Raw genomic sequence first — 19251 nt, 5'->3', positions numbered from 1 at the left:
AGGACATGTGGACGGCGCTGGCCGCCATCGGTTGTGACCCCGACACCGGGGGCTACCACCGGGGCGGCTGGACGCCGGCAGAACGCGAGGCGACGCACTGGTTCACCGACCAGTGCGCCACCCGCGGCCTGACCCTGGAATCCGACGGCATAGGCAACCTCATCGCCTGGTGGGGTTCATCGGATCGCGCAGGTGTGGTGACGGGTAGTCATCTGGACTCTGTGGTTGATGGAGGGGCGTTCGACGGGCCTCTTGGTGTGGTTTCGGCTCTGGCTGCTGTTGATCAGTTGCGGGCTGAAGGGTTCACGCCGTCGGTGCCAATCGGTGTAGGTGCGTTTGTAGAGGAAGAGGGGTCGCGGTTCGGGATGCCTTGTTTGGGATCCCGGGTCGCGGCCGGGGTGTTGCCTGCCGCGAAGGCTTTGGCTTTGAAGGATCGCTCAGGCGTCTCACTCGGTGCTGCGTTGGAGGCCGCGGGGACGGATCCGGCGGGTCTCGGGCCGTCGCCGTTGCTCGACCGGATGGGGACGTTCCTCGAGCTGCATGTCGAGCAGGGCCGCGGGCTGACGGCGCCGGTGGGTGTCGCGAGTTCGATCTGGCCGCACGGTAGGTATCGGTTCACGTTCGGCGGTGAAGCAAACCACGCCGGCACGACCCTGATGGAAGACCGGCATGACCCGATGCTCACCTACGCCATGACCGCGCTCGCCGCCAACAAGCAGGCCCGCCTCGCCGGAGCCCGCGCGACGTTCGGCCGGCTCTCCGTCGAGCCCAACGGTACGAACGCCGTACCGTCCCAGGTCACCGCCTGGCTGGACGCCCGCGCCGCCACTGACGACGCTCTCCAGTCGTTGCTCTCAGCAATCACCAAGCAGGCGACCGAGCGAGCCGAACGCGACGGTACGACGCTCGAGGTGACGCCGGAGTCCGTGTCACCGATCGTGGACTTCCCGGCCGGCCTGCGGGACCGGCTGGTCGACGTACTGGATGGTGCACCGGTGCTCCCGACCGGCGCCGGCCACGACGCCGGGGTGTTCTCGGCGGCCGGGATCCCGACCGCGATGCTGTTCGTCCGGAACCCGACCGGCGTGTCCCATTCGCCCGCGGAGTACGCCGAGTTGGACGACTGTCTCGCCGGCGTCGACGCGCTGGCCGCCGTACTGAGGGACCTCGCCAAGTGACGTCGTACTGGTGCTCGACCGCACTCCTCCCGACCGGCATCGCGTCGGGCGTCCTGGTCACAGTCGTCGACGGCCGTTTCGCTTCGGTCTCGGCCGACGCCGACCCCGGCGACGCTGTCCGCCTGGACGGGCTGGTGCTGCCAGGCCTGGCGAACTGCCACAGCCACGCCTTCCACCGAGCGCTGCGCGGCCGAACGCAGACCGAGCGCGGCACCTTCTGGACCTGGCGCGAGCAGATGTACGCCGTCGCCGCGGCGCTGACCCCGGACTCGTACTACGACCTCGCCCGGGCCGTGTACGGCGAGATGCTGCTTGCCGGCATCACCGCGGTCGGCGAGTTCCACTATCTGCATCACGCCCCGGGCGGCCGCCGGTACGACGACCCGAACGCGATGGGTGCGGCGTTGATCGCGGCGGCTCGCGATGCCGGGATCCGGATCGCCTTGCTGGACACGTGTTACGTCGCCGGCGGGATCGATCAGCCACTCAACGACGTGCAGCAACGCTTCAGCGATGGCGACGCCGCGGCCTGGGCATCGCGGGTGTCGGTGCTGTCCGGCTCCGATGATGTCGTGATCGGTGCGGCCGCGCATTCGGTCCGCGGGGTGCCGCAAGAACAACTCGGCGCGGTCGCCTCGGCGTTCCCCGACGTACCGCTTCATATCCATCTGTCCGAGCAGGTCGCCGAGAACACGGCCTGTCTCGAGGCGTACGGGCGGACGCCGGCGCAGGTCCTCGACGAAGCCGGCTTGCTCAGTGGCCGGACGAGTGCCGTCCATGCGACCCACCTGACCGATGTCGATGTGGGGTTGCTCGGCAGTTCAGCGACGTACTCATGCGTCTGCCCGACCACCGAGCGGGACCTGGCCGACGGGATCGGGCCGTCGACGGCACTGCGCGACGTGGGGTCGCCGTTGACGCTGGGGTCGGACAGTCATGCGGTGATCGACTTGTTCGAGGAGATGCGCGCGGTGGAGCTCAACGAGCGGCTCGCCTCCCAGGAGCGCGGTCACTGGTCGGCGCCGGAGCTGTTGCGCGCGGCAACGGTCGACGGTCATCGCTCGATCGGGTTCGGCGACGCCGGGGTGATCGAGGTGGGGGCGCGCGCCGATCTGGTCGCGGTCCGGTTGGACAGCGTCCGTACGGCAGGGACCGGCGGGGCCGCGGAGACCGCGGTGTTCGCGGCGTCGGCCGCCGACGTTCGCGATGTGGTGGTGTCCGGCAAACACGTGGTTGCTGAGGGCAAGCATATTTCGCTGGATGTAGCGGGCGAGCTGGCCGCCTCGATCGCGGCGGTGACGCGATGACTTCTCTGCTGTTGACCGGGATCGGTTCGCTGGTGACCAACGATCCGGCGCGAGGTGACCTGCTCGGCGAGATTCACGATGCGGCGCTGGTGATCGAGAGCAGCAAGGTGGCGTGGGTCGGCTCACAGCGCGAGGCGCCCGCGGCGGACTCGTCGATGGACGTCGGCGGTCGGGCGGTGATCCCGGGGTTCGTGGACTCGCACTCCCACCTGGTGTTCGCCGGTGACCGGGCCGAGGAGTTCGCGGCCCGCATGACGGGTACGCCGTACTCCGCCGGCGGGATCCGGACGACGGTGGCGGCGACTCGGCAGGCCACCGACGAGCAGTTGACCGCGAACGTCGCCCGGCTGGTGACCGAGATGCGGCGGCAGGGGACGACGACGGTCGAGATCAAGTCCGGGTACGGGCTGACCGTCGGCGATGAGGCGCGGGCGCTCGAGATCGCGAGCCATTTCACCGACGAGACGACGTACCTGGGAGCGCATGTCGTCCCGGCCGAGTACGCCGATGACCCAGCGGGCTATGTGTCGCTGGTGACCGGGCCGATGCTCGACGCGGCCGCGGAGCATGCCAAGTGGGTCGACGTGTTCGTGGAGCGAGGTGCCTTCGACGAGGACCAGGGTCGCGCGATCCTCGAGGCCGGACTGGCACGCGGTCTGCAGGCCCGTGTCCACGCCAACCAGCTCGGCGAGGGGCCAGGCGTCCAGCTGGCCTGCTCAGTCGGCGCGGCCGCGGCCGACCACTGCACCTACCTCACCGACGCCGAAATCGACGCCCTCGCCTCCACCGGCGTCGTTGCCGGCCTACTCCCCGCGATCGAGTTCTCCACCCGTTCGCCGTACCCGAACGCGCGCCGCCTCCTCGACGCCGGCGTCACCGTAGCCCTGGCCACCGACTGCAACCCCGGCTCCGGCTACTCCTCCTCCATGCCCTTCTGCATCGCCCTGGCCGTCCGCGAAATGCACATGACCCCCGCCGAAGCCCTCTGGTCCGCCACCGCCGGCGGCGCCGCCTCCCTCCGCCGCCCCGACATCGGCCACCTGACCCCCGGCGCCCAAGCCAACCTCACCATCCTCAACGCCCCCACCCACCTACACCTCTCCTACCGCCCCGCCGTCCCCCTCATAGCCCAAACGTTCGTCGGGGGTCGGCCGGTCTGAGGTGAACGTCCGTGGGGGCGGACCCCCAGGCCATCGCAATCGTCACAGCGCGCGCCGGCCACGGCCGGCGGAGACGGTTTCGGCCGCATTGTGATGGCCTGGAGATCCGGCCATCGCCTGCCGGATCACCTCCACCACCCAGGTGGGGTCGAACATCACGTCCTCCCAGGAGAAGCGGAGTAGACGCCAGCCACGGATGGTGAGGTTGACGTGCCGGCGGCAGTCTCTGGTGAGTGCCGTCCGCGTGCCGTGATGCGCGAAGCTCTCGGCCTCGAGGGCGATCAGTAGTCCTAGGTGGCCAAGATCGATTCGGGCGGAGAATCCGTGGTCCCGAACCACGACCTGAGGTTCGAAACCGTCGATGCCCGCTTCGATCAGGATCGCCCGCAGGACGGACTCCAGTGGTGACTCCGCCCTGCCGTCCGCGGATGCCGCCACCCGCCGGGCCCGAAGGCAACCGGGGCCGCTCAGTTCGGCGGCCGCGACCATCAGTTGCGAGCGATCGACCGCATGGAGCCGGAGGGCCGAGTCCGCGACGGTGAGGCCGGCGGCGAACGGCAGAGTACGGGCGCAGTCCAGGACGGTCCGGAGCTTGCCGGTCACGAACCCGTCGGCGGGAACGTCATCGGCCCAGTGCAGCTCGCAAGCGACCGGACTCAATCGGCGGTGTTGCCCGCGCGGAACTGTGATGTGCGGCTCTGTCGGCAGGTCGAGCACTGAGAAACGGTGGAGGACGGCGGCACTCAGATGGGACACGACTCCGGCCTGTGCATGGGCCGCGGCAAGTGGATCGGCAGCCGGAGGCATCGCGTAGACGCCCTTGGCGATCCGCCGGATCGCCCCGTCGGCCAGTGCCCCGCGGATGGCACGCGCCGAGACAGCAGCCCGCAGCTCCGCAAATGTCGCTGTCCCTCCGCGGCGCTGAAGAACCTCGATGACCTGGAACACACGTCCGAGGATGACGGACCGTAGCGGATCGTGCCGAAGTTCGTCCACAGGCGGACCGCCAGCCCATCACATTCGCGCTTCGGCCCACGGCGCACGCGGGAAGCCCGGAGGTTGGCGCGATTGTGATGGGCTGGCGGTCCGTCGATCCAGATGTCGATCGCCCCGACCCAGGCGGTCAGGTGGTCAGGTCCTTGGTCAGGAGGACGTTGGTGGTGCCGTTGGCGTGGCGTTGTTTGGCTACTTCTATGTAGCCGCGGGCGGCGTGGAAGGCGAGGCCGGCCTGGTCGGGTGGGTCGGAGCGGACGCGGGTGACGGCGCGGTCGAAGGGTTGGGCGGCGCGTTCGATCGCGCGGTAGACCATCGTTGCGATGCCCTGGCGGTGGTGTTCGGGGTCGACGACGATCCGTTCGATGAACAGGAAGCGGTCGGCGTAGTTCTGGCTGAACCAGCCGAACTCGAGACCGTCGTACGCCGATCCCGGGGTGAAGGTGAGGACGAAGCCGGCCGGGCGGCCGTCCAGGTCGACCACCGCGGCGTGCGCGGCGATCAGGCGGAGCCAGTCAAGGCGGTCCGGGCCGAGTGGTTCGACCAGACCCTCCGCGGTGGCGTTGAGCGCAAGTACCGCGGCGAAGTCAGCGGCGGTCATAGGGCGGAGTCTCACGGTGACACCTTCCCACGGAAAACCTTTTCTCCGGCAGGGGTCAGTTCGGGTGCTCCCTGGCCCGACCCTGGCCGGGACCCGGAAATCCGGGGGTTGCCTTGGGAATGACCTGACCCATGTGCCATGTTGAGCCTAGTGAACTCAAGTTTGCGCGGTCACGGATTTGAAACCGGGGCCGGCGAACGGCAACATTGAGTCTGCATCACTCAAGTCCGGGGTTCCGGGGGACGTCCCCGAACTCACACAGTGTGGAGGTAAACACATGGCCCGCGCGGTCGGTATCGATCTCGGTACGACGAACTCCGTCATCGCCGTACTGGAAGGTGGCGAGCCCACCGTCATCCCCAACGCCGAGGGAGCGCGCACGACGCCCTCGGTGGTGGCCTTCGCCAAGAACGGCGAGGTCCTGGTCGGCGAGGTGGCGAAGCGCCAGGCCACCACGAACGTCGACCGCACCATCCGCTCCGTCAAGCGTCACATGGGCGAGAGCTGGAACGTGGACATCGACGGCAAGAAGTTCACCCCGCAGCAGATCAGCGCGTTCGTGCTGCAGAAGCTGAAGCGGGACGCCGAGGCGTACCTCGGGGAGCAGGTCACGGACGCGGTCATCACCGTGCCGGCCTACTTCTCCGACGCGCAGCGCCAGGCGACCAAGGAGGCCGGGGAGATCGCCGGCCTGAAGGTGCACCGGATCGTCAACGAGCCGACCGCGGCCGCGCTGGCCTACGGCCTGGACAAGGGCACCGAGCAGACCATCCTGGTCTTCGACCTCGGCGGCGGCACGTTCGACGTGTCCCTGCTGGAGATCGGCGACGGTGTCTTCGAGGTGAAGGCGACCAGCGGTGACAACCACCTCGGTGGTGACGACTGGGACGCGCGGATCGTGCAGTGGCTGGTGACCCAGTTCAAGAACAAGAACGGCACCGACCTGTCCGGCGACAAGATGGCCATGCAGCGCCTCACCGAGGCCGCCGAGAAGGCCAAGATCGAGCTGTCCGCCGCGGCCGAGACCACCATCCACCTGCCGTACCTGAGCCTGACCGAGTCCGGCCCGCTGCACCTGGAGGAGAAGCTCTCCCGGGCCGAGTTCCAGAAGATGAGCAACGACCTGCTGGAGCGCGCCCGCGCCCCGTTCAAGGCCGTCATCAAGGACGCCGGCATCGACGTGGCGAAGATCGACCACGTGATCCTCGTCGGTGGCTCCACCCGGATGCCCGCGGTGGCCGAGCTCGTCAAGGAGCTGACCGGTGGCAAGGACCCGAACAAGGGCGTGAACCCGGACGAGGTCGTCGCCGTCGGCGCCTCCCTGCAGGCCGGTGTGCTGAAGGGTGAGGTCAAGGACGTCCTGCTGCTCGACGTGACCCCGCTGAGCCTGGGCATCGAGACCAAGGGTGGCGTGTTCACCAAGATCATCGAGCGCAACACCACGATCCCGACCAAGGGCTCGGAGATCTTCACCACGGCCGAGGACAACCAGCCGTCGGTGATGATCCAGGTGTACCAGGGCGAGCGCGAGATGGCCCGCGACAACAAGTCGCTCGGCAACTTCGAGCTGACCGGGCTGCCACCGGCGCCGCGGAACGTGCCGCAGATCGAGGTCACCTTCGACATCGACGCGAACGGCATCGTGCACGTGAACGCCAAGGACCTGGCCACCGGCAAGGAGCAGCGGATGACGGTCACGGGTGGCTCCGCGCTGCCGAAGACCGACATCGACCAGATGGTCCGCGACGCCGAGCAGTACGCCGAGGAGGACCGCCTGCGCCGCGAGGCCGTCGAGTCCCGCAACCAGGCGGAGAGCTTGGTCTACCAGACGGAGAAGTTCCTGCAGGAGAACGAGGACAAGATCCCCGACGACGTCAAGACCGAGGTCAAGGACGGCGTCGCGGAGCTGAAGAAGGCGCTCGAGGGTGACGACGCCGAGGTGATCAAGACCGCCTCGGAGAAGCTCGCCCAGTCCAGCCAGAAGATGGGTGCCGCGATGTACGCGAACGCCCAGGCCGCCGGCGGCTCCGAGGACAGCAGCTCCTCGTCCGACGAGAGCAGCTCGAGCAGCAACGACGACGACGTCGTCGACGCCGAGATCGTGGACGAGGACCGGCCGCAGGACAAGACGGAGGACAAGTGACGGATCGACCGACTGGCAGCGAGTTCGGCGACGGCGAGCCCGTCGTCCGGGACAAGCGCCGGATCGACCCGGACACCGGCGCGCTGCGGGAGCCTTCCGAGGCTCCCGCGGCGGGTGCCGCACCGGGCATGCCGGGCACCCCGGGTGCCCAGCCGCCACGCGACCCGTCGGACCTGATCGGCCCGTCAGCCCAGGAGGCTCTGTTGACCGAGGCGCTCGCCGAGCGTACGGCGGACCTGCAGCGACTGCAGGCCGAGTACGTCAACTACAAGCGCCGGGTGGACCGGGACCGCGAGGCGAGCCGCGAGCTCGTCATCGGGTCGGTCCTGACCGAGCTGCTCGGGATCCTGGACGACGTCGGCCGGGCCCGGGAAGCCGGTGAGCTCGAAGGTGCGTTCAAGGCGGTCGCGGAATCGCTGGAACGGGTCACCGAGAAGCTCGGCCTGGTGAAGTTCGGCGAGAAGGGCGACTCCTTCGACCCGCGGATCCACGAGGCCCTGCTGCACAACTACTCCGACGAGGTGGACGGCCCGACCGCGACGATGGTCATGCAGCCGGGGTACCGCCTCGGCGAGCGTGTCCTGCGGGCGGCCCGGGTGGCCGTCTCGGAACCGACCGAGCAACTACCGGCCGACGCCGTACAGGCCGACGTACCGGTGGAGAACACAGATGACGACAAGGCCGCGGACAAGTCCGCGGAGTAACGGACTCGATGGGAGGGGAGGCGTCGGATGAGCACGAAGGACTGGCTCGAGAAGGACTTCTACAAGGTTCTCGGCGTCTCCAAGACCGCCGAGGCCGACGAGATCAAGAAGTCCTACCGCAAGCTGGCGCGCAAGTACCACCCCGACTCCAACGCCGGTGATGCGTCCGCGGAGGCCAAGTTCAAGGAGGTCTCCGAGGCGTACGACGTCGTCGGCGATCCCAAGAAGCGCAAGGAGTACGACGAGGCGCGCCGGCTGTTCGGCAGCGGCGGTTTCCGGATGCCGGGTGGCAGTGGTCAGGGCGGCGGCGGGTTCAACTTCGACGTCGGCGACCTGTTCAACCGCGGCGGTTCGGGTGCGGGCGGCGGCGGTGGCGGCCTCGGCGACATCCTGGGCGGCATGTTCGGCGGTGGTGGCCGGACCACGACCAGCACGTCGACGGCCCGTCCGCGGCGCGGTGCGGACATCGAGACCGAGGCGTCGATCGAGTTCGCCGAAGCCGTGAACGGTGTCACCGTGGCGCTGCGGATGACCAGCGACGAGCCGTGCAAGACCTGCCGGGGCACCGGCGCGAAGTACGGCACGGTGCCGAAGGTCTGCCTGAAGTGCGAGGGCACGGGGATGCAGACCTCGGTCCAGGGCGGCGTGTTCGCCATGACCGAGCCGTGCACCGAGTGCAAGGGCCGCGGCCTGGTCGTCGACCAGCCGTGCGAGACCTGCCACGGCTCCGGCCGCGGCCAGTCGAGCAAGACCATGCAGGTCCGCATCCCCGCGGGCGTGCAGGACGGCCAGCGGATCCGGCTGAAGGGCAAGGGTGCGGCCGGCGAGCGAGGTGGCCCCGCCGGCGACCTCTACGTCACCGTGCATGTCCACGCCCACCGGATCTTCGGCCGGCAGGGCGAGCACCTGACGCTGAACGTCCCGGTGAGCTTCACCGAGGCCGCGCTGGGCGCCGAGATCAAGGTGCCGACCCTGGACGGCATGCCCGTCACGGTCCGGATCCCGGCCGGTACGGCGAACGGCAGCAAGCTGCGCGTCCGTGGCAAGGGTTCGGTACGGCGGGACGGCACCAAGGGCGACATCCTGCTCACCCTCGAGGTGCAGGTCCCGCACGAGCTGACCGACGAGCAGCGCGCCAAGCTGCAGGAGTTCAGCTCGACGTCGGACCAGCCCGATCTGCGGGCCGGGTTGTTCGGGAGCTCGTGATGGGTATCCCGTTCAGCCAGGTGCCGACCTGGGACGACCGCACCCCGATCTACGTGATCTCGGTGGCGGCCCAGCTGGCCGGCATGCATCCGCAGACCCTGCGCCAGTACGACCGGCTCGGCTTGGTGACGCCGAGCCGGGCGTCCGGCCGGGGCCGGCGGTACTCGGCGTACGACGTGGCGAAGCTGAGGTACGTGCAGCATTTGTCACAAGAAGAGGGCGTCAACCTGGCGGGAATTCGGCACATCCTCGCGCTACAGTCGGAGGTGGAGGACCTGCGAAGGCGGGTCAACCAGCTCCTGGCAGAAGTCCAGCGTGGTGTCGGTGTGTCACGGCAGAACACGGGCAGCCGGGTCTTCTCGGCCGGACCGGCCGGCGACGTGATCGCGATGGGCCGGCAGCAGACGACGACCCGCTGGATCCGGACCCAGCCCCTGGAGCTGGGCCCCCGCTGACAAGCGAGCGGGTCCCCCGCTGACCAGCACCCAGCTCCCGGCCGCGCCCGGGCTCTGAGCCCCACCGTTTCGCGCGGCACCCGGAATGGGTACAAAGCACGTGCTCTTCCGGCACAGACCGCCGGAGGCCTCCGAACCCCCACCCCTCGGAGCCTTCGGCCAGTGGAGGTCGTCGTCCCCCCGACGCCTCCACAGTCGAAGGCGCGCCGTCCCCCCGGCGCCCTTCGACCCCCGCAGGGTGGTCCCTCACCGGACCGCCCTGCGGCTCGCTCTGACCCGGCAGCCCCGTGATCGCCTCGGCGATCCGGGGCTGTCGGCGTTTCTGTTGTATCCGGCGCAGGACCGCCTACGCTGGCGAGGTGACACTCAGTCTGCAGACAGACCGGCTGCTCATCCGGGACTGGGAAGAAGACGACGCCGACGCCGCGCTGGAGATCTACGGCTCGGCCGATGTGGCGCCCTGGCTGTCGCCGGCCGTCGAACAGGTCCCCGACGCGACCAGCATGCGGCTCGTGCTGCAGTCCTGGATCGAGGCCCAGCCGAACTTCGTCGTTCCCGCGGGCCGGTGGGCCGTCACCCGTCGCGACGACGGTGAGCTGGTCGGCGCGCTGATGATCCGCCTGCTCCCGCCGTACGAGGAGGATCTGGAGATCGGCTGGCAGTTGCGGCCGAGCGCCTGGGGCCACGGGTACGCGACCGAGGCCAGCCGTGAGCTGATGCGCTGGGCGTTCAAGGAGGGCGCGGTCGACGAGCTGTTCGCCGTCGCCCGCCCGAACAACAAGCGCGCGATCGCGACGGCTCGCCGACTCGGCATGCAGTGGGTCGGCGAGACCGACAAGTACTACGACCTCAACCTGCAGGTCTACCGGATCCGCGGCTCCGAGTTCAGCACCTGACCCAGCACTCAGGTCAGGCCGCCGGCGATGAAGGCGAGGGTGAGCTGCTCGAATCGTCGGCGGGTCGTGTCGGGGACGTCGCGCAAGGGGCCTTGTCCGGCAAGCACGGCGAATCCGTGCACCGTCGACCAGATCGGGTACTCGATGCCGTCCCGGCGTCCGGGCTCGAGCACACCGGCGACGACCAGCTCGTCGAGCACGGCCCGCAACTGCCCCAGCGGTGACAGGTCCTGTCCGGTCCCATCGAGCGTAGCGGCGTACTCATGCTGCTGCGGTACGGCGAAAGCCGTTGCGAACAGCCCCGGTTCCTCGCGAGCGAACTCCAGGTAAGCAGAACCGATCGCGCCCAAACGGCGACCGGCGGCTGCGGCATCGCCATGCTTGCCGCGCACCCGGGCGACGCCGGCCGCCATCCGGTCGGACAGCTCGCGCATGGCCGCGGCGCAGACCGCGGCCAGCAACTCGTCGCGATCGGCGAAATGCCGGTAGGCGGCATTTGGTACGACGCCGACCAGCCGGGTCGCCTCCCGCAGCAGCACCGCTTCCGGGCCGCCCGTCCGCGCCAGCTCCAGCCCCGCGGCGACCAGGCCGTCGCGGACCGCGCCACGCGCCCGCCGCCGCGTCACCTCCGGTGTCATGGGCAACAGACTAACAAGTGGACACTGTCCACTAAGCATGTAATGTGGACAGTGTCCACTAAAATGAGGAGGAGCAATGGCTCACAACGACGCGGCGGCGCGGCCGCGGGACCGCGTGCTGGTGACAGCGGAGCAGTGGTACGCCGGCGGAGAGCGGATTCCCTACGACCCGGAGTCCGCCCGGGTGGTGCCCGGGGGCCCGATCCGGGTCTTCCAGCGTCTCGTCGGCGCACATCCGGGCGTCGACGCAACCTGGCTCACGATGCTGCCCGGATTCCCGGACGGCTCGTACGGCTGGGCGCAGGTCGACGGGATGCTAGGCGACGACCTTGGTCCACGGCTGTACGTCGAGCCGGTCGGGCAGGGGGACTCGGATGCGCCGCGCAACTACCGGTACTCCACGATGGAGCGCGCCGATCTGGTCGAGGCGTTGTGGCGTCATCACGGCGTACGCCGAACCGTCGTCGTCACCTTCGACTACACGTCGCTGGCGTTGCTCGAACTGCTGCGCCGCAAGGCGGAGCGGGCGGACGCCGGCCCGGAGATCGTGGCTGTGTTCATGATGAACGGCGGCCTGTTCGCCGACGGTCACACGCACCCGTGGCAAGGCACGCCGTTGCTGCGTACCCCGATCGGCGCGTTGGCGGCGCGCCAGGCGGAGCAGTCGCAGAAGCGGTTCAACGCGGCGATGCTGGGGGCGCGCCTGTACTCGCGGAACTACCCGCCCAGCGAGGAGGAGCTCGCCGAACTGCGGTCGGCGATCATCCGCCGAGACGGTGCGTTGTTCCTCCATGAAGCAGCGGGGTTCGTCAAGGAACACCGCCGCCACGCCCGACGCTGGGATCTCGCCGCTGTCACCCGTGCCCTGCCGGACGTCGCCATCTACGTCGGGGGCAGCGATGAAGACCCGTACGAGCATCGCCAGGTCGACGCAGCCAGGGCTCGCGTGCCTGGCGCCGACGTACTGACGTTTCCTGGCGGTCACCTGACCACGAGCGAGCACCCGGACCTGCTCGCCGCCGCAATCCGGGACATCGCCTCCCGTCATGGGGTCGGACCTTCGAAGGGGCACCGATGACCAAGCTGAGTCCCTTGCTCGAGTGCAACGAGAAGTTCGCCCGCACGTACTCGCCGGCGACGCTCGGCCTGCCCGCCGTACCGGTGATCGTCGTTACCTGCCTCGACCACCGGGTCGATCCCGCGATCGTCCTCGGCCTTCAACTCGGCGACGCGCCCGTCATCCGCAATGCCGGTGGACGCGTCACGCCTGCCGTCGTCGAGGACGTCGCCTATCTCTCGTTCCTCGCCGAGCAGTGGAGCGGCGGGGCGGACACGCTCTTCGAGGTTGCGGTCATCCACCACACGCAGTGCGGCACCGGCCTCCTGGCCGACCCCGGGTTCCGCCAACGAGCCGCCGAGGCGACCGGCCTCGCCGAGGTGGCGCTGGAGGCGTCCGCTGTCGCCGACCCGCACGTCACCGTCAAAACCGACGTCGAGCGGCTACTGAACTCCCCGTTGCTGTCACCCAAAGTGAGCGTCTCGGGGCACGTGTACGACATCGCCACCGGACGCGTCGCCACGACCGTCGATGCGAGCTACCCGCAACCCTGAATTGTCCCCAGGTTTTGGCAGAGTTGAGTGGAATGGACTCAAGTTTGGATAGGTTGTACCCAGTGACTGTTGTTACGTGAGCTTGAAAGGCTGGAACCAGATGGACGTTCAGCGGTTGACGACGCTGGCCCGGGAAACCCTGTCGGTCGCGATCCGTCAGACCTCCGCGGCGGGCAACCCGACCGTGGAGCCCGTTCACCTGCTGTCCGCGCTGTTCGCGCAGCCCGAGGGGACCACGATCGGTCTCCTCGAGGCCGCGGGCGGCGACGTCGACGCCGTACGCCGCAAGACCGCCGAGCAGCTCGCTCGGCTGCCGAAGGCGAGTGGCGGCAGCGTGCAGGCGCCGAGCCTGTCGCCGAAGACCGGCGACGTGCTGAACCAGGCAGAGCAGCGGGCCCTCGGGCTCGGGGACGAGTACGTCTCCACCGAGCACCTGCTGATTTCACTCGCCACCGTTGAGGGCGCTGCCAAAACCGCGCTCGGCGTGACGCCGGACGCGCTGCTGAAGGCGTTCGACGAGATGCGTGGCAACCGCCGGATCACTTCCCCGGAGGCCGAGGGCACCACCAAGACGCTGGAGAAGTACGGCGTCGACCTGACCGAGCGGGCAAAGGACGGCAAGCTCGACCCGGTGATCGGGCGTGACTCCGAGATCCGCCGGGTGGTCCAGGTGCTCTCCCGCCGTACCAAGAACAACCCGGTCCTGATCGGTGAGCCCGGCGTCGGCAAGACCGCCGTCGTGGAAGGGCTGGCTCAGCGGATCGTGGCTGGTGACGTGCCCGAGTCGCTGCGTGGTCGCCGGCTGATCAGCCTCGACCTCGGTGCGATGGTCGCGGGTGCGAAGTACCGCGGTGAGTTCGAGGAGCGGCTGAAGGCCGTGCTGACCGAGATCAAGGAGTCCGACGGTCAGATCATCACCTTCATCGACGAGCTGCACACCGTCGTCGGCGCCGGTGCGACCGGTGACGGCTCGATGGATGCCGGCAACATGCTGAAGCCGATGCTGGCTCGTGGTGAGCTGCGCATGATCGGCGCCACCACCCTCGACGAGTACCGGACCCGCATCGAGAAGGACCCGGCGCTGGAGCGACGCTTCCAGCAGGTGTTCGTCGGCGAGCCGTCGGTCGAGGACTCGATCGCCATCCTGCGCGGTCTGAAGGAGCGCTACGAGGCGCACCACAAGGTCGCGATCTCGGACTCCGCTCTGGTCGCCGCGGCGACGCTGTCGCACCGCTACATCAGCGGCCGCCAGCTTCCTGACAAGGCGATCGACCTGGTTGACGAGGCCGCGTCCCGGTTGCGGATGGAGATCGACTCCTCCCCGGTCGAGATCGACTCGCTCCGCCGTACCGTCGACCGGCTGAAGATGGAGGAGCTCGCGCTTGCCCGCGAGGAGGACGCCTCCAGCCAGGAGCGGCTCGAGCGCTTGCGCGCAGACCTCGCCGACCGCGAGGAGGAGCTGCGCGCGCTGGAATCGCGGTGGGAGAAGGAGAAGTCCGGCCTGAACCGGGTCGGTGAGATCAAGGAGCGGATCGACGAGCTGCGCGGCCGGGCCGAGCGGGCCCAGCGCGAGGGTGACTTCGAGACCGCGTCCCGCATCCTGTACGGCGAGATCCCGGAACTGACCAAGGAGCTCGAGGAAGCCTCCGCCGAGCCCGAGGTGACCGACGGCCCGGACGCGATGGTCAACGAGGAGGTCGGCCCGACCGAGATCGCCGAGGTGATCGCGATGTGGACCGGCATCCCGACCGGCCGGCTGCTCGAGGGCGAGACCGGCAAGCTGCTCCGGATGGAGGACGAACTGGGTCGCCGGCTGATCGGTCAGCGCGAGGCGGTCCAGGCCGTGAGTGACGCCGTACGGCGGGCGCGCGCGGGCATCTCCGATCCGGACCGGCCGACTGGCTCGTTCCTGTTCCTCGGTCCGACCGGTGTCGGCAAGACCGAGCTGGCCAAGGCGCTGGCCGACTTCCTGTTCGACGACGAGCGGGCAATGGTTCGCATCGACATGTCGGAGTACAGCGAGAAGCACAGCGTCGCGCGGCTCGTAGGTGCCCCGCCCGGGTACGTCGGGTACGAGGAGGGTGGCCAGCTCACCGAGGCTGTCCGCCGCCGGCCGTACTCGGTGATCCTGCTCGACGAGGTCGAGAAGGCGCACCCCGAGGTCTTCGACATCCTGCTGCAGGTGCTGGACGACGGTCGGCTGACCGACGGCCAGGGCCGTACGGTCGACTTCCGCAACGTGATCCTGATCCTGACCAGCAACCTGGGGTCGGCCTACCTGGCCGACATGTCGCTGGACGACAAGGCCAAGCGTGACCAGGTGATGGCCGTGGTGCGGCAGTCGTTCAAGCCGGAGTTCATCAACCGGCTCGACGAGATCGTGCTGTTCGATGCTTTGGGCAGTGAGGAGCTGACGCAGATCGTCGCGCTGCAGATCGCCGCGCTGCAGCGGCGGCTGACGGACCGCCGGATCATGCTGGAGGTCGACGAAGGCGCGATGGAGTGGCTCGCCATGACCGGTTACGACCCGGTCTACGGCGCCCGGCCGCTCCGCCGCCTGGTCCAGTCCGCGATCGGCGACGAGCTCGCCCGAGGCATCCTCAACGGCACCATCCGGGATGGCGAAACCGTCCAGGTGACACTCAGCGAGGCCAAGGACACCCTCGAGGTTGCCCCCGCCTGACCTCGTTCAGCCGGGCCCGGTTTCTTCAACCGGGCCCGGCTTTCTTATCGGGGAGAATGGGTTGGTGACACAACCTCGGGCCGACTGGGTCAACACCACGCACGACTGGTCCGGATCGGTGGATCTCGCTCACTTGCAGCAGATCCGCGATCACGCCGACGTCTACGCGCCCGGCGTACTGCACCTCGTGCTGGAGGTCATCGCCTACCCGGACGACGAGGCCGAGGCGGCGGGACGGCGGGGGAGTTGCGTGGTCATTCTCCACGCTGACGGCTCGATCTCGGTCACGGACAACGGCCGCGGGACCGACACTCGCGTCGACGAGGACGGCAACCTCGTGAAGAAGCCGATCATGGCGACCGAGGACCTGCGCTTCTTCCGGGCCTCGGGCGCCCCGCTGCTGCCGGATGGACGTCCGCGCCGGGGCATGTCAGTGGTCGCGGCGCTCAGCGCTTCGTTGACGCACACGAACCGTCGCCTCAATGGTTCCTGGACCCAGCGGTACGAACATGGCGTCCCGGTCGGTGATCTCGAGGCGATCGCATCGGATGGAACCACCGGTACGACGGTGCGCTTCAGGCCCGCCGCTCCTCTCACCGCCGAGGACTTGCAGCCGTACCTGGTCTTCCCGCACCTCGATATCACCGTCACGCTTGGTTGATCTGGGAGGATCGGGGGCAGGGGGCAGCTGGAAGGAACTCTTCACCACATGACCGAGCAGCACGGCGACGACTCGACCGAGGACAGGCCCGGTCCGTACCGCGGCGTCTTCGGTTCCGCCTCCGGTCCGGCAGTCCCTGGTCCCTCCGGTCCGCAGTCGCCCGGATCGCAGCCGCCCGGCTCAGCGCCGTACGGCGATCGTCCGAGTGCGTACGGCGGTCTGTACGGTGCGGACACGTCCAGCTACCAGGAGAATCCGCCGAAGCAGGTCACCATCGCCGCGATGATCGCGCTCGGTCTCGGGGCGCTGTGCGTGCTGCTCGCCGGCCTCGCGCTGACGTCCGCGGGCGAGCAGGTCGCCGAGGTTCTCACGGGTGACAAGGACAATCAGGGCGTCGCGGTGGCCGCAGCCCTGTTCTGTGCCGTCGTGTACACGCTGCCGGCGATCTTCCTGCGCAAACGCCGCCCGTGGGCCCGCTATCTGCTCATCGGCGTCGCCGCGATGGGCATCACGGGCGGGGTGGTGGCACTGCCTGGCAGCATTCTCGGTCTGGCGATCCACATCACCTTGCTGGTCCTCATGCTCCAGCAACCCACCAAGCTCTGGTTCCACCGCCGCTGACCGAAGGGCCACCCCGTGGAGATCTGGATCAACCCCGCCTGCTCGAAATGCCGAGCCGCCACCCAGGCCCTCGACGAGGCCGGCGTCGACTACACCGTCCGCCGCTACCTCGATGACCCACCCACCGCCGAAGAACTCGAAGCCGTCCTCACCCGCCTCGACCTCGACCCCTGGCACCTGGTCCGCCACAACGAACCCGAAGCCAAACCCCTCCAAGACCTCCCCCGAGACGAGGCCCACCGCCCCGACTGGATCAACGCGATGATCACCCACCCCATCCTCATCCAACGCCCCATCCTCACCGCCGACGACACAACCACAGCCATCCCCCGAGACCCCGAAACCCTCTCCCGCTTCCTCCCCACAACACCTGACTGAGGCCGCGCCCGGCATCTGCCCCGCGATGCCCCAGGCTGCCCGCCAAAGCCTGTGGATGGCGCCAACGATCGCACCGGGATTTCCTGGACAATCCTTCGAGTGCGCGACTCCACCCTCCCATCCGCCGGCGAATTCACCTTGTCCGCTTGGGTCGACGAGTCGGTGATCGTTGACGGTCCGCTACATCCGCGAGGCACGTACACACTGGCCGCCGCGGTGATCGAGACCGCATCAGTGAGTGGAATGCGGGAGGTGCTACGTGACCTCACTCTGACCAAGACCGGCCGGTTGCATTGGGTCGACGAGTCCAGCAAACGCCGGGACAGCATCGCGGCTGCGATCGCGTCGCTCGATCTGGCCGCGATCGTCACCGCGGGATCGCCGGTCCATCGGTCGAAGCAAGAGCGTGCCCGACGGTGCTGCATGGAGCGCCTGTTCTACGAGCTGGCCCTGATCGGCGTGACCGACGTCTGGCTGGAATCGCGCACCGCCACACCTGACCGCCGTGACCTTCGGCTGGTCGACTACGCCCGGGACAAGGGCTTGATTCCCCGCGGGTTCAAGGTCGGCTTCGCGCGGCCCAGAGACGAGCCGATGCTGTGGATCCCCGACGCCGTCGCGGGCGCGGTCACGGCGGCCAGGCTCGGCGAGCCGCGGTGGTTGCTGGCGATGTCGGAGATCCTGACCGAGCACCAGGTGGAAGTCCGCTAGAAAGCGCGAAAGCTGGGTCCCATCCTCCGGTGGGGGTCCCAGCTTCACTTCTCACCAAGCAGCACCTGGCGAGCTACTTCAAGTCTGCCACAAGCGCCCGGTCGATGTCTCGCGGGCATCCACAAGCCTCAGAGTTTTTGGAGGCGGGTCAACGCTTCTTGGAGGATTGTGGGTTGTTTGCAGAAGGCCCAGCGGACCAGTGGGCGGCCGAAGGCTTGGTTATCGTAGAAGACTTGGTGGGGGATGGCTACTACGCCGGTGCGTTCGGGGAGTTGGCGGCAGAAGGTGATGCCGTCGGTGTGGCCGAGGGGGCGGATGTCGGTGGTGACGAAGTAGGTGCCTTGCGGGCGGTGGACCTCGAAGCCGAGGTCGGCCAGACCGTCGCAGAGGAGGTCGCGGCGCGACTGCAGGTCGGCGCGCAGGGCGTCGAAGTAGTCGTTGCCCAGGGCAAGCGCATGGGCGACGGCGGGCTGGAAGGGTGCACCGGAGGTGAAGGTGAGGAACTGCTTCGCGGTGGTCACCGCCGTCACCACGGCAGGCGATCCGGTGACCCAGCCGATCTTCCAGCCGGTGACCGCGAACGTCTTGCCCGCGCTGCTGATCGACACGGTCCGTTCGGACATTCCGTCGTACGACGCGAGCGGCCGGTGCTCGAGTCCGTCGTACACGAGGTGCTCGTAGACCTCGTCGGTGATGACGACCAGGTCATGCTCGATCGCGACGGCGCAGATCCCGCGGAGCTCCTCGTCGGTGAGGACGGTGCCGGTCGGGTTGTGCGGCGAGTTGATCAGCAGGACCTTGGTGCGCGGAGTGACCGCGGCCCGGAGTTCGTCCAGGTCGAGCCGGTACGACGGGGCGCGCAGGGTGACCGGGACACGGCGGCCGCCGGCGAAGGCGATGCCGGCCGCGTACGAGTCGTAGTACGGCTCGAGGGCGATCACCTCGTCGCCGGGCTCGACGAACGCGAGCAGCGCGGCGGCGACCGCTTCGGTGGCGCCGGTGGTGACCAGGACCTGCGTGTCGGGGTCGTACGAGAGACCGTAGAACCGCTTCTGGTGATCGACGATCGCCTGCCGGAGCGCGGGGACGCCGCGGGCCGGCGGGTACTGGTTCGCGCCGGCGCGGATCGCGTCGATCGCGTCCTCGAGCAGTGAGTCCGGCCCGTCCTTGTCGGGGAATCCCTGGCCGAGGTTGACCGAGCCGGTGGCCACCGCGAGGGCGGACATCTCGGCGAAGATCGTCGTACCGAGGCCGGTCAACCGCTCAGCGTGTGCGCGCATGCCCCCGACCTTAACTCGCCTCGTC

19 protein-coding genes are annotated in these 19251 nt (G+C 68.8%); 15 read left to right on the top strand and 4 right to left on the bottom strand.

Annotated elements, in window-relative coordinates; translation table 11 throughout:
* Positions 1-5: 5 nt before the first annotated feature.
* From ACZ3HV_RS24255 to hutI, 3 genes are read left to right on the top strand one after another with little or no spacing between them, the layout of a single operon-like run.
* Positions 6-1178, top strand: coding sequence for an allantoate amidohydrolase (locus ACZ3HV_RS24255; RefSeq protein ID WP_465687463.1), 1173 nt, complete (start codon positions 6-8; stop codon positions 1176-1178).
* Positions 1175-2485, top strand: a complete 1311-nt coding sequence (locus ACZ3HV_RS24250) for a formimidoylglutamate deiminase (RefSeq protein ID WP_465687250.1) — start codon at positions 1175-1177, stop codon at positions 2483-2485. The genes ACZ3HV_RS24255 and ACZ3HV_RS24250 overlap by 4 nt, the downstream gene beginning before the upstream one ends.
* Positions 2482-3645, top strand: coding sequence for an imidazolonepropionase (hutI, locus tag ACZ3HV_RS24245; RefSeq protein ID WP_465687249.1), 1164 nt, complete (start codon positions 2482-2484; stop codon positions 3643-3645). The genes ACZ3HV_RS24250 and hutI overlap by 4 nt, the downstream gene beginning before the upstream one ends.
* A 42-nt stretch (positions 3646-3687) precedes the next feature.
* Here the strand turns inward: hutI and ACZ3HV_RS24240 are convergent, their stop codons facing one another.
* Both ACZ3HV_RS24240 and ACZ3HV_RS24235 read right to left on the bottom strand, forming a co-directional pair.
* Entirely contained in the window at positions 3688-4593 is a 906-nt protein-coding gene (locus tag ACZ3HV_RS24240; protein ID WP_465687248.1) for a type IV toxin-antitoxin system AbiEi family antitoxin domain-containing protein, read from the bottom strand.
* A 175-nt stretch (positions 4594-4768) separates the two neighbouring features.
* Positions 4769-5239 (bottom strand): GNAT family N-acetyltransferase, encoded by a 471-nt coding sequence (locus ACZ3HV_RS24235; protein ID WP_465687247.1) that lies wholly within the window; start codon positions 5237-5239, stop codon positions 4769-4771.
* Between the two features lie 277 nt (positions 5240-5516).
* On the opposite strand from ACZ3HV_RS24235, the gene dnaK reads away from it, so the two are divergent.
* The 5 genes from dnaK (at position 5517) to ACZ3HV_RS24210 (ending at position 10643) form a co-directional block, all read left to right on the top strand.
* Complete coding sequence (gene dnaK / locus ACZ3HV_RS24230; protein WP_465687246.1) at positions 5517-7382, top strand: molecular chaperone DnaK; 1866 nt, start codon at positions 5517-5519, stop codon at positions 7380-7382.
* Positions 7379-8086, top strand: a complete 708-nt coding sequence (gene grpE / locus ACZ3HV_RS24225) for a nucleotide exchange factor GrpE (protein WP_465687245.1) — start codon at positions 7379-7381, stop codon at positions 8084-8086. The genes dnaK and grpE overlap by 4 nt, the downstream gene beginning before the upstream one ends.
* Positions 8087-8113: 27 nt before the next feature.
* Positions 8114-9292, top strand: a complete 1179-nt coding sequence (gene dnaJ / locus ACZ3HV_RS24220) for a molecular chaperone DnaJ (protein ID WP_465687244.1) — start codon at positions 8114-8116, stop codon at positions 9290-9292.
* Positions 9292-9747, top strand: a complete 456-nt coding sequence (locus tag ACZ3HV_RS24215) for a heat shock protein transcriptional repressor HspR (RefSeq protein ID WP_465687243.1) — start codon at positions 9292-9294, stop codon at positions 9745-9747. Before dnaJ ends, ACZ3HV_RS24215 begins: the two co-directional genes overlap by 1 nt.
* Before the next feature lie 359 nt (positions 9748-10106).
* A complete protein-coding gene (locus ACZ3HV_RS24210; RefSeq protein WP_465687242.1) occupies positions 10107-10643 on the top strand; it encodes a GNAT family N-acetyltransferase in 537 nt (178 codons plus the stop codon).
* An 8-nt stretch (positions 10644-10651) separates the two neighbouring features.
* Here the strand turns inward: ACZ3HV_RS24210 and ACZ3HV_RS24205 are convergent, their stop codons facing one another.
* Positions 10652-11281 carry a TetR/AcrR family transcriptional regulator gene (locus ACZ3HV_RS24205; RefSeq protein WP_465687241.1) on the bottom strand — a complete coding sequence of 210 codons (630 nt, stop codon included), beginning with the start codon at positions 11279-11281 and terminating at the stop codon, positions 10652-10654.
* Between the two features lie 76 nt (positions 11282-11357).
* Between ACZ3HV_RS24205 and ACZ3HV_RS24200 the strand changes: the two genes are divergently transcribed.
* The 7 genes from ACZ3HV_RS24200 to ACZ3HV_RS24170 all read left to right on the top strand — a co-directional run bounded on the left by ACZ3HV_RS24200 (position 11358) and on the right by ACZ3HV_RS24170 (position 17946).
* Positions 11358-12359: an alpha/beta fold hydrolase gene (locus tag ACZ3HV_RS24200; RefSeq protein WP_465687240.1), complete on the top strand. Its 1002-nt coding sequence runs from the start codon at positions 11358-11360 to the stop codon at positions 12357-12359.
* On the top strand, positions 12356-12892 hold the full coding sequence (locus ACZ3HV_RS24195; RefSeq protein WP_465687239.1) for a carbonic anhydrase: 537 nt from the start codon (positions 12356-12358) through the stop codon (positions 12890-12892). The genes ACZ3HV_RS24200 and ACZ3HV_RS24195 overlap by 4 nt, the downstream gene beginning before the upstream one ends.
* Positions 12893-12992: 100 nt before the next feature.
* A complete protein-coding gene (gene clpB / locus ACZ3HV_RS24190) occupies positions 12993-15575 on the top strand; it encodes an ATP-dependent chaperone ClpB (RefSeq protein WP_465687462.1) in 2583 nt (860 codons plus the stop codon).
* A 64-nt stretch (positions 15576-15639) separates the two neighbouring features.
* A complete protein-coding gene (locus tag ACZ3HV_RS24185) occupies positions 15640-16236 on the top strand; it encodes a hypothetical protein (RefSeq protein WP_465687238.1) in 597 nt (198 codons plus the stop codon).
* 48 nt (positions 16237-16284) lie between these two features.
* Positions 16285-16857, top strand: coding sequence for a hypothetical protein (locus ACZ3HV_RS24180; RefSeq protein ID WP_465687237.1), 573 nt, complete (start codon positions 16285-16287; stop codon positions 16855-16857).
* 15 nt (positions 16858-16872) lie between these two features.
* Positions 16873-17235: an ArsC/Spx/MgsR family protein gene (locus ACZ3HV_RS24175; RefSeq protein WP_465687236.1), complete on the top strand. Its 363-nt coding sequence runs from the start codon at positions 16873-16875 to the stop codon at positions 17233-17235.
* 99 nt (positions 17236-17334) lie between these two features.
* Entirely contained in the window at positions 17335-17946 is a 612-nt protein-coding gene (locus tag ACZ3HV_RS24170; protein WP_465687235.1) for a hypothetical protein, read from the top strand.
* A gap of 128 nt (positions 17947-18074) precedes the next feature.
* Here the strand turns inward: ACZ3HV_RS24170 and ACZ3HV_RS24165 are convergent, their stop codons facing one another.
* Positions 18075-19226 (bottom strand): pyridoxal phosphate-dependent aminotransferase, encoded by a 1152-nt coding sequence (locus tag ACZ3HV_RS24165; protein WP_465687234.1) that lies wholly within the window; start codon positions 19224-19226, stop codon positions 18075-18077.
* Between the last annotated feature and the right edge of the window lie 25 nt (positions 19227-19251).

This window comes from Kribbella sp. NPDC020701, from assembly GCF_055562215.1.
The sequence above is the reverse complement of the archived record's forward strand: the minus strand, read 5'-3'. Positions and strand labels throughout refer to the sequence as shown.

Bases quoted from the DNA above. Each gene is read 5' to 3' on its own strand.
- ACZ3HV_RS24235 (WP_465687247.1), bottom strand. From the start codon at position 5,239: ATGACCGCCGCTGACTTCGCCGCGGTACTTGCGCTCAACGCCACCGCG.
- dnaK (WP_465687246.1), top strand. From the start codon at position 5,517: ATGGCCCGCGCGGTCGGTATCGATCTCGGTACGACGAACTCCGTCATC.
- dnaJ (WP_465687244.1), top strand. From the start codon at position 8,114: ATGAGCACGAAGGACTGGCTCGAGAAGGACTTCTACAAGGTTCTCGGC.
- ACZ3HV_RS24200 (WP_465687240.1), top strand. From the start codon at position 11,358: ATGGCTCACAACGACGCGGCGGCGCGGCCGCGGGACCGCGTGCTGGTG.
- hutI (WP_465687249.1), top strand. From the start codon at position 2,482: ATGACTTCTCTGCTGTTGACCGGGATCGGTTCGCTGGTGACCAACGAT.
- ACZ3HV_RS24215 (WP_465687243.1), top strand. From the start codon at position 9,292: ATGGGTATCCCGTTCAGCCAGGTGCCGACCTGGGACGACCGCACCCCG.
- ACZ3HV_RS24180 (WP_465687237.1), top strand. From the start codon at position 16,285: ATGACCGAGCAGCACGGCGACGACTCGACCGAGGACAGGCCCGGTCCG.
- ACZ3HV_RS24165 (WP_465687234.1), bottom strand. From the start codon at position 19,226: ATGCGCGCACACGCTGAGCGGTTGACCGGCCTCGGTACGACGATCTTC.
- ACZ3HV_RS24255 (WP_465687463.1), top strand. From the start codon at position 6: ATGTGGACGGCGCTGGCCGCCATCGGTTGTGACCCCGACACCGGGGGC.
- ACZ3HV_RS24195 (WP_465687239.1), top strand. From the start codon at position 12,356: ATGACCAAGCTGAGTCCCTTGCTCGAGTGCAACGAGAAGTTCGCCCGC.
- clpB (WP_465687462.1), top strand. From the start codon at position 12,993: ATGGACGTTCAGCGGTTGACGACGCTGGCCCGGGAAACCCTGTCGGTC.
- ACZ3HV_RS24205 (WP_465687241.1), bottom strand. From the start codon at position 11,281: ATGACACCGGAGGTGACGCGGCGGCGGGCGCGTGGCGCGGTCCGCGAC.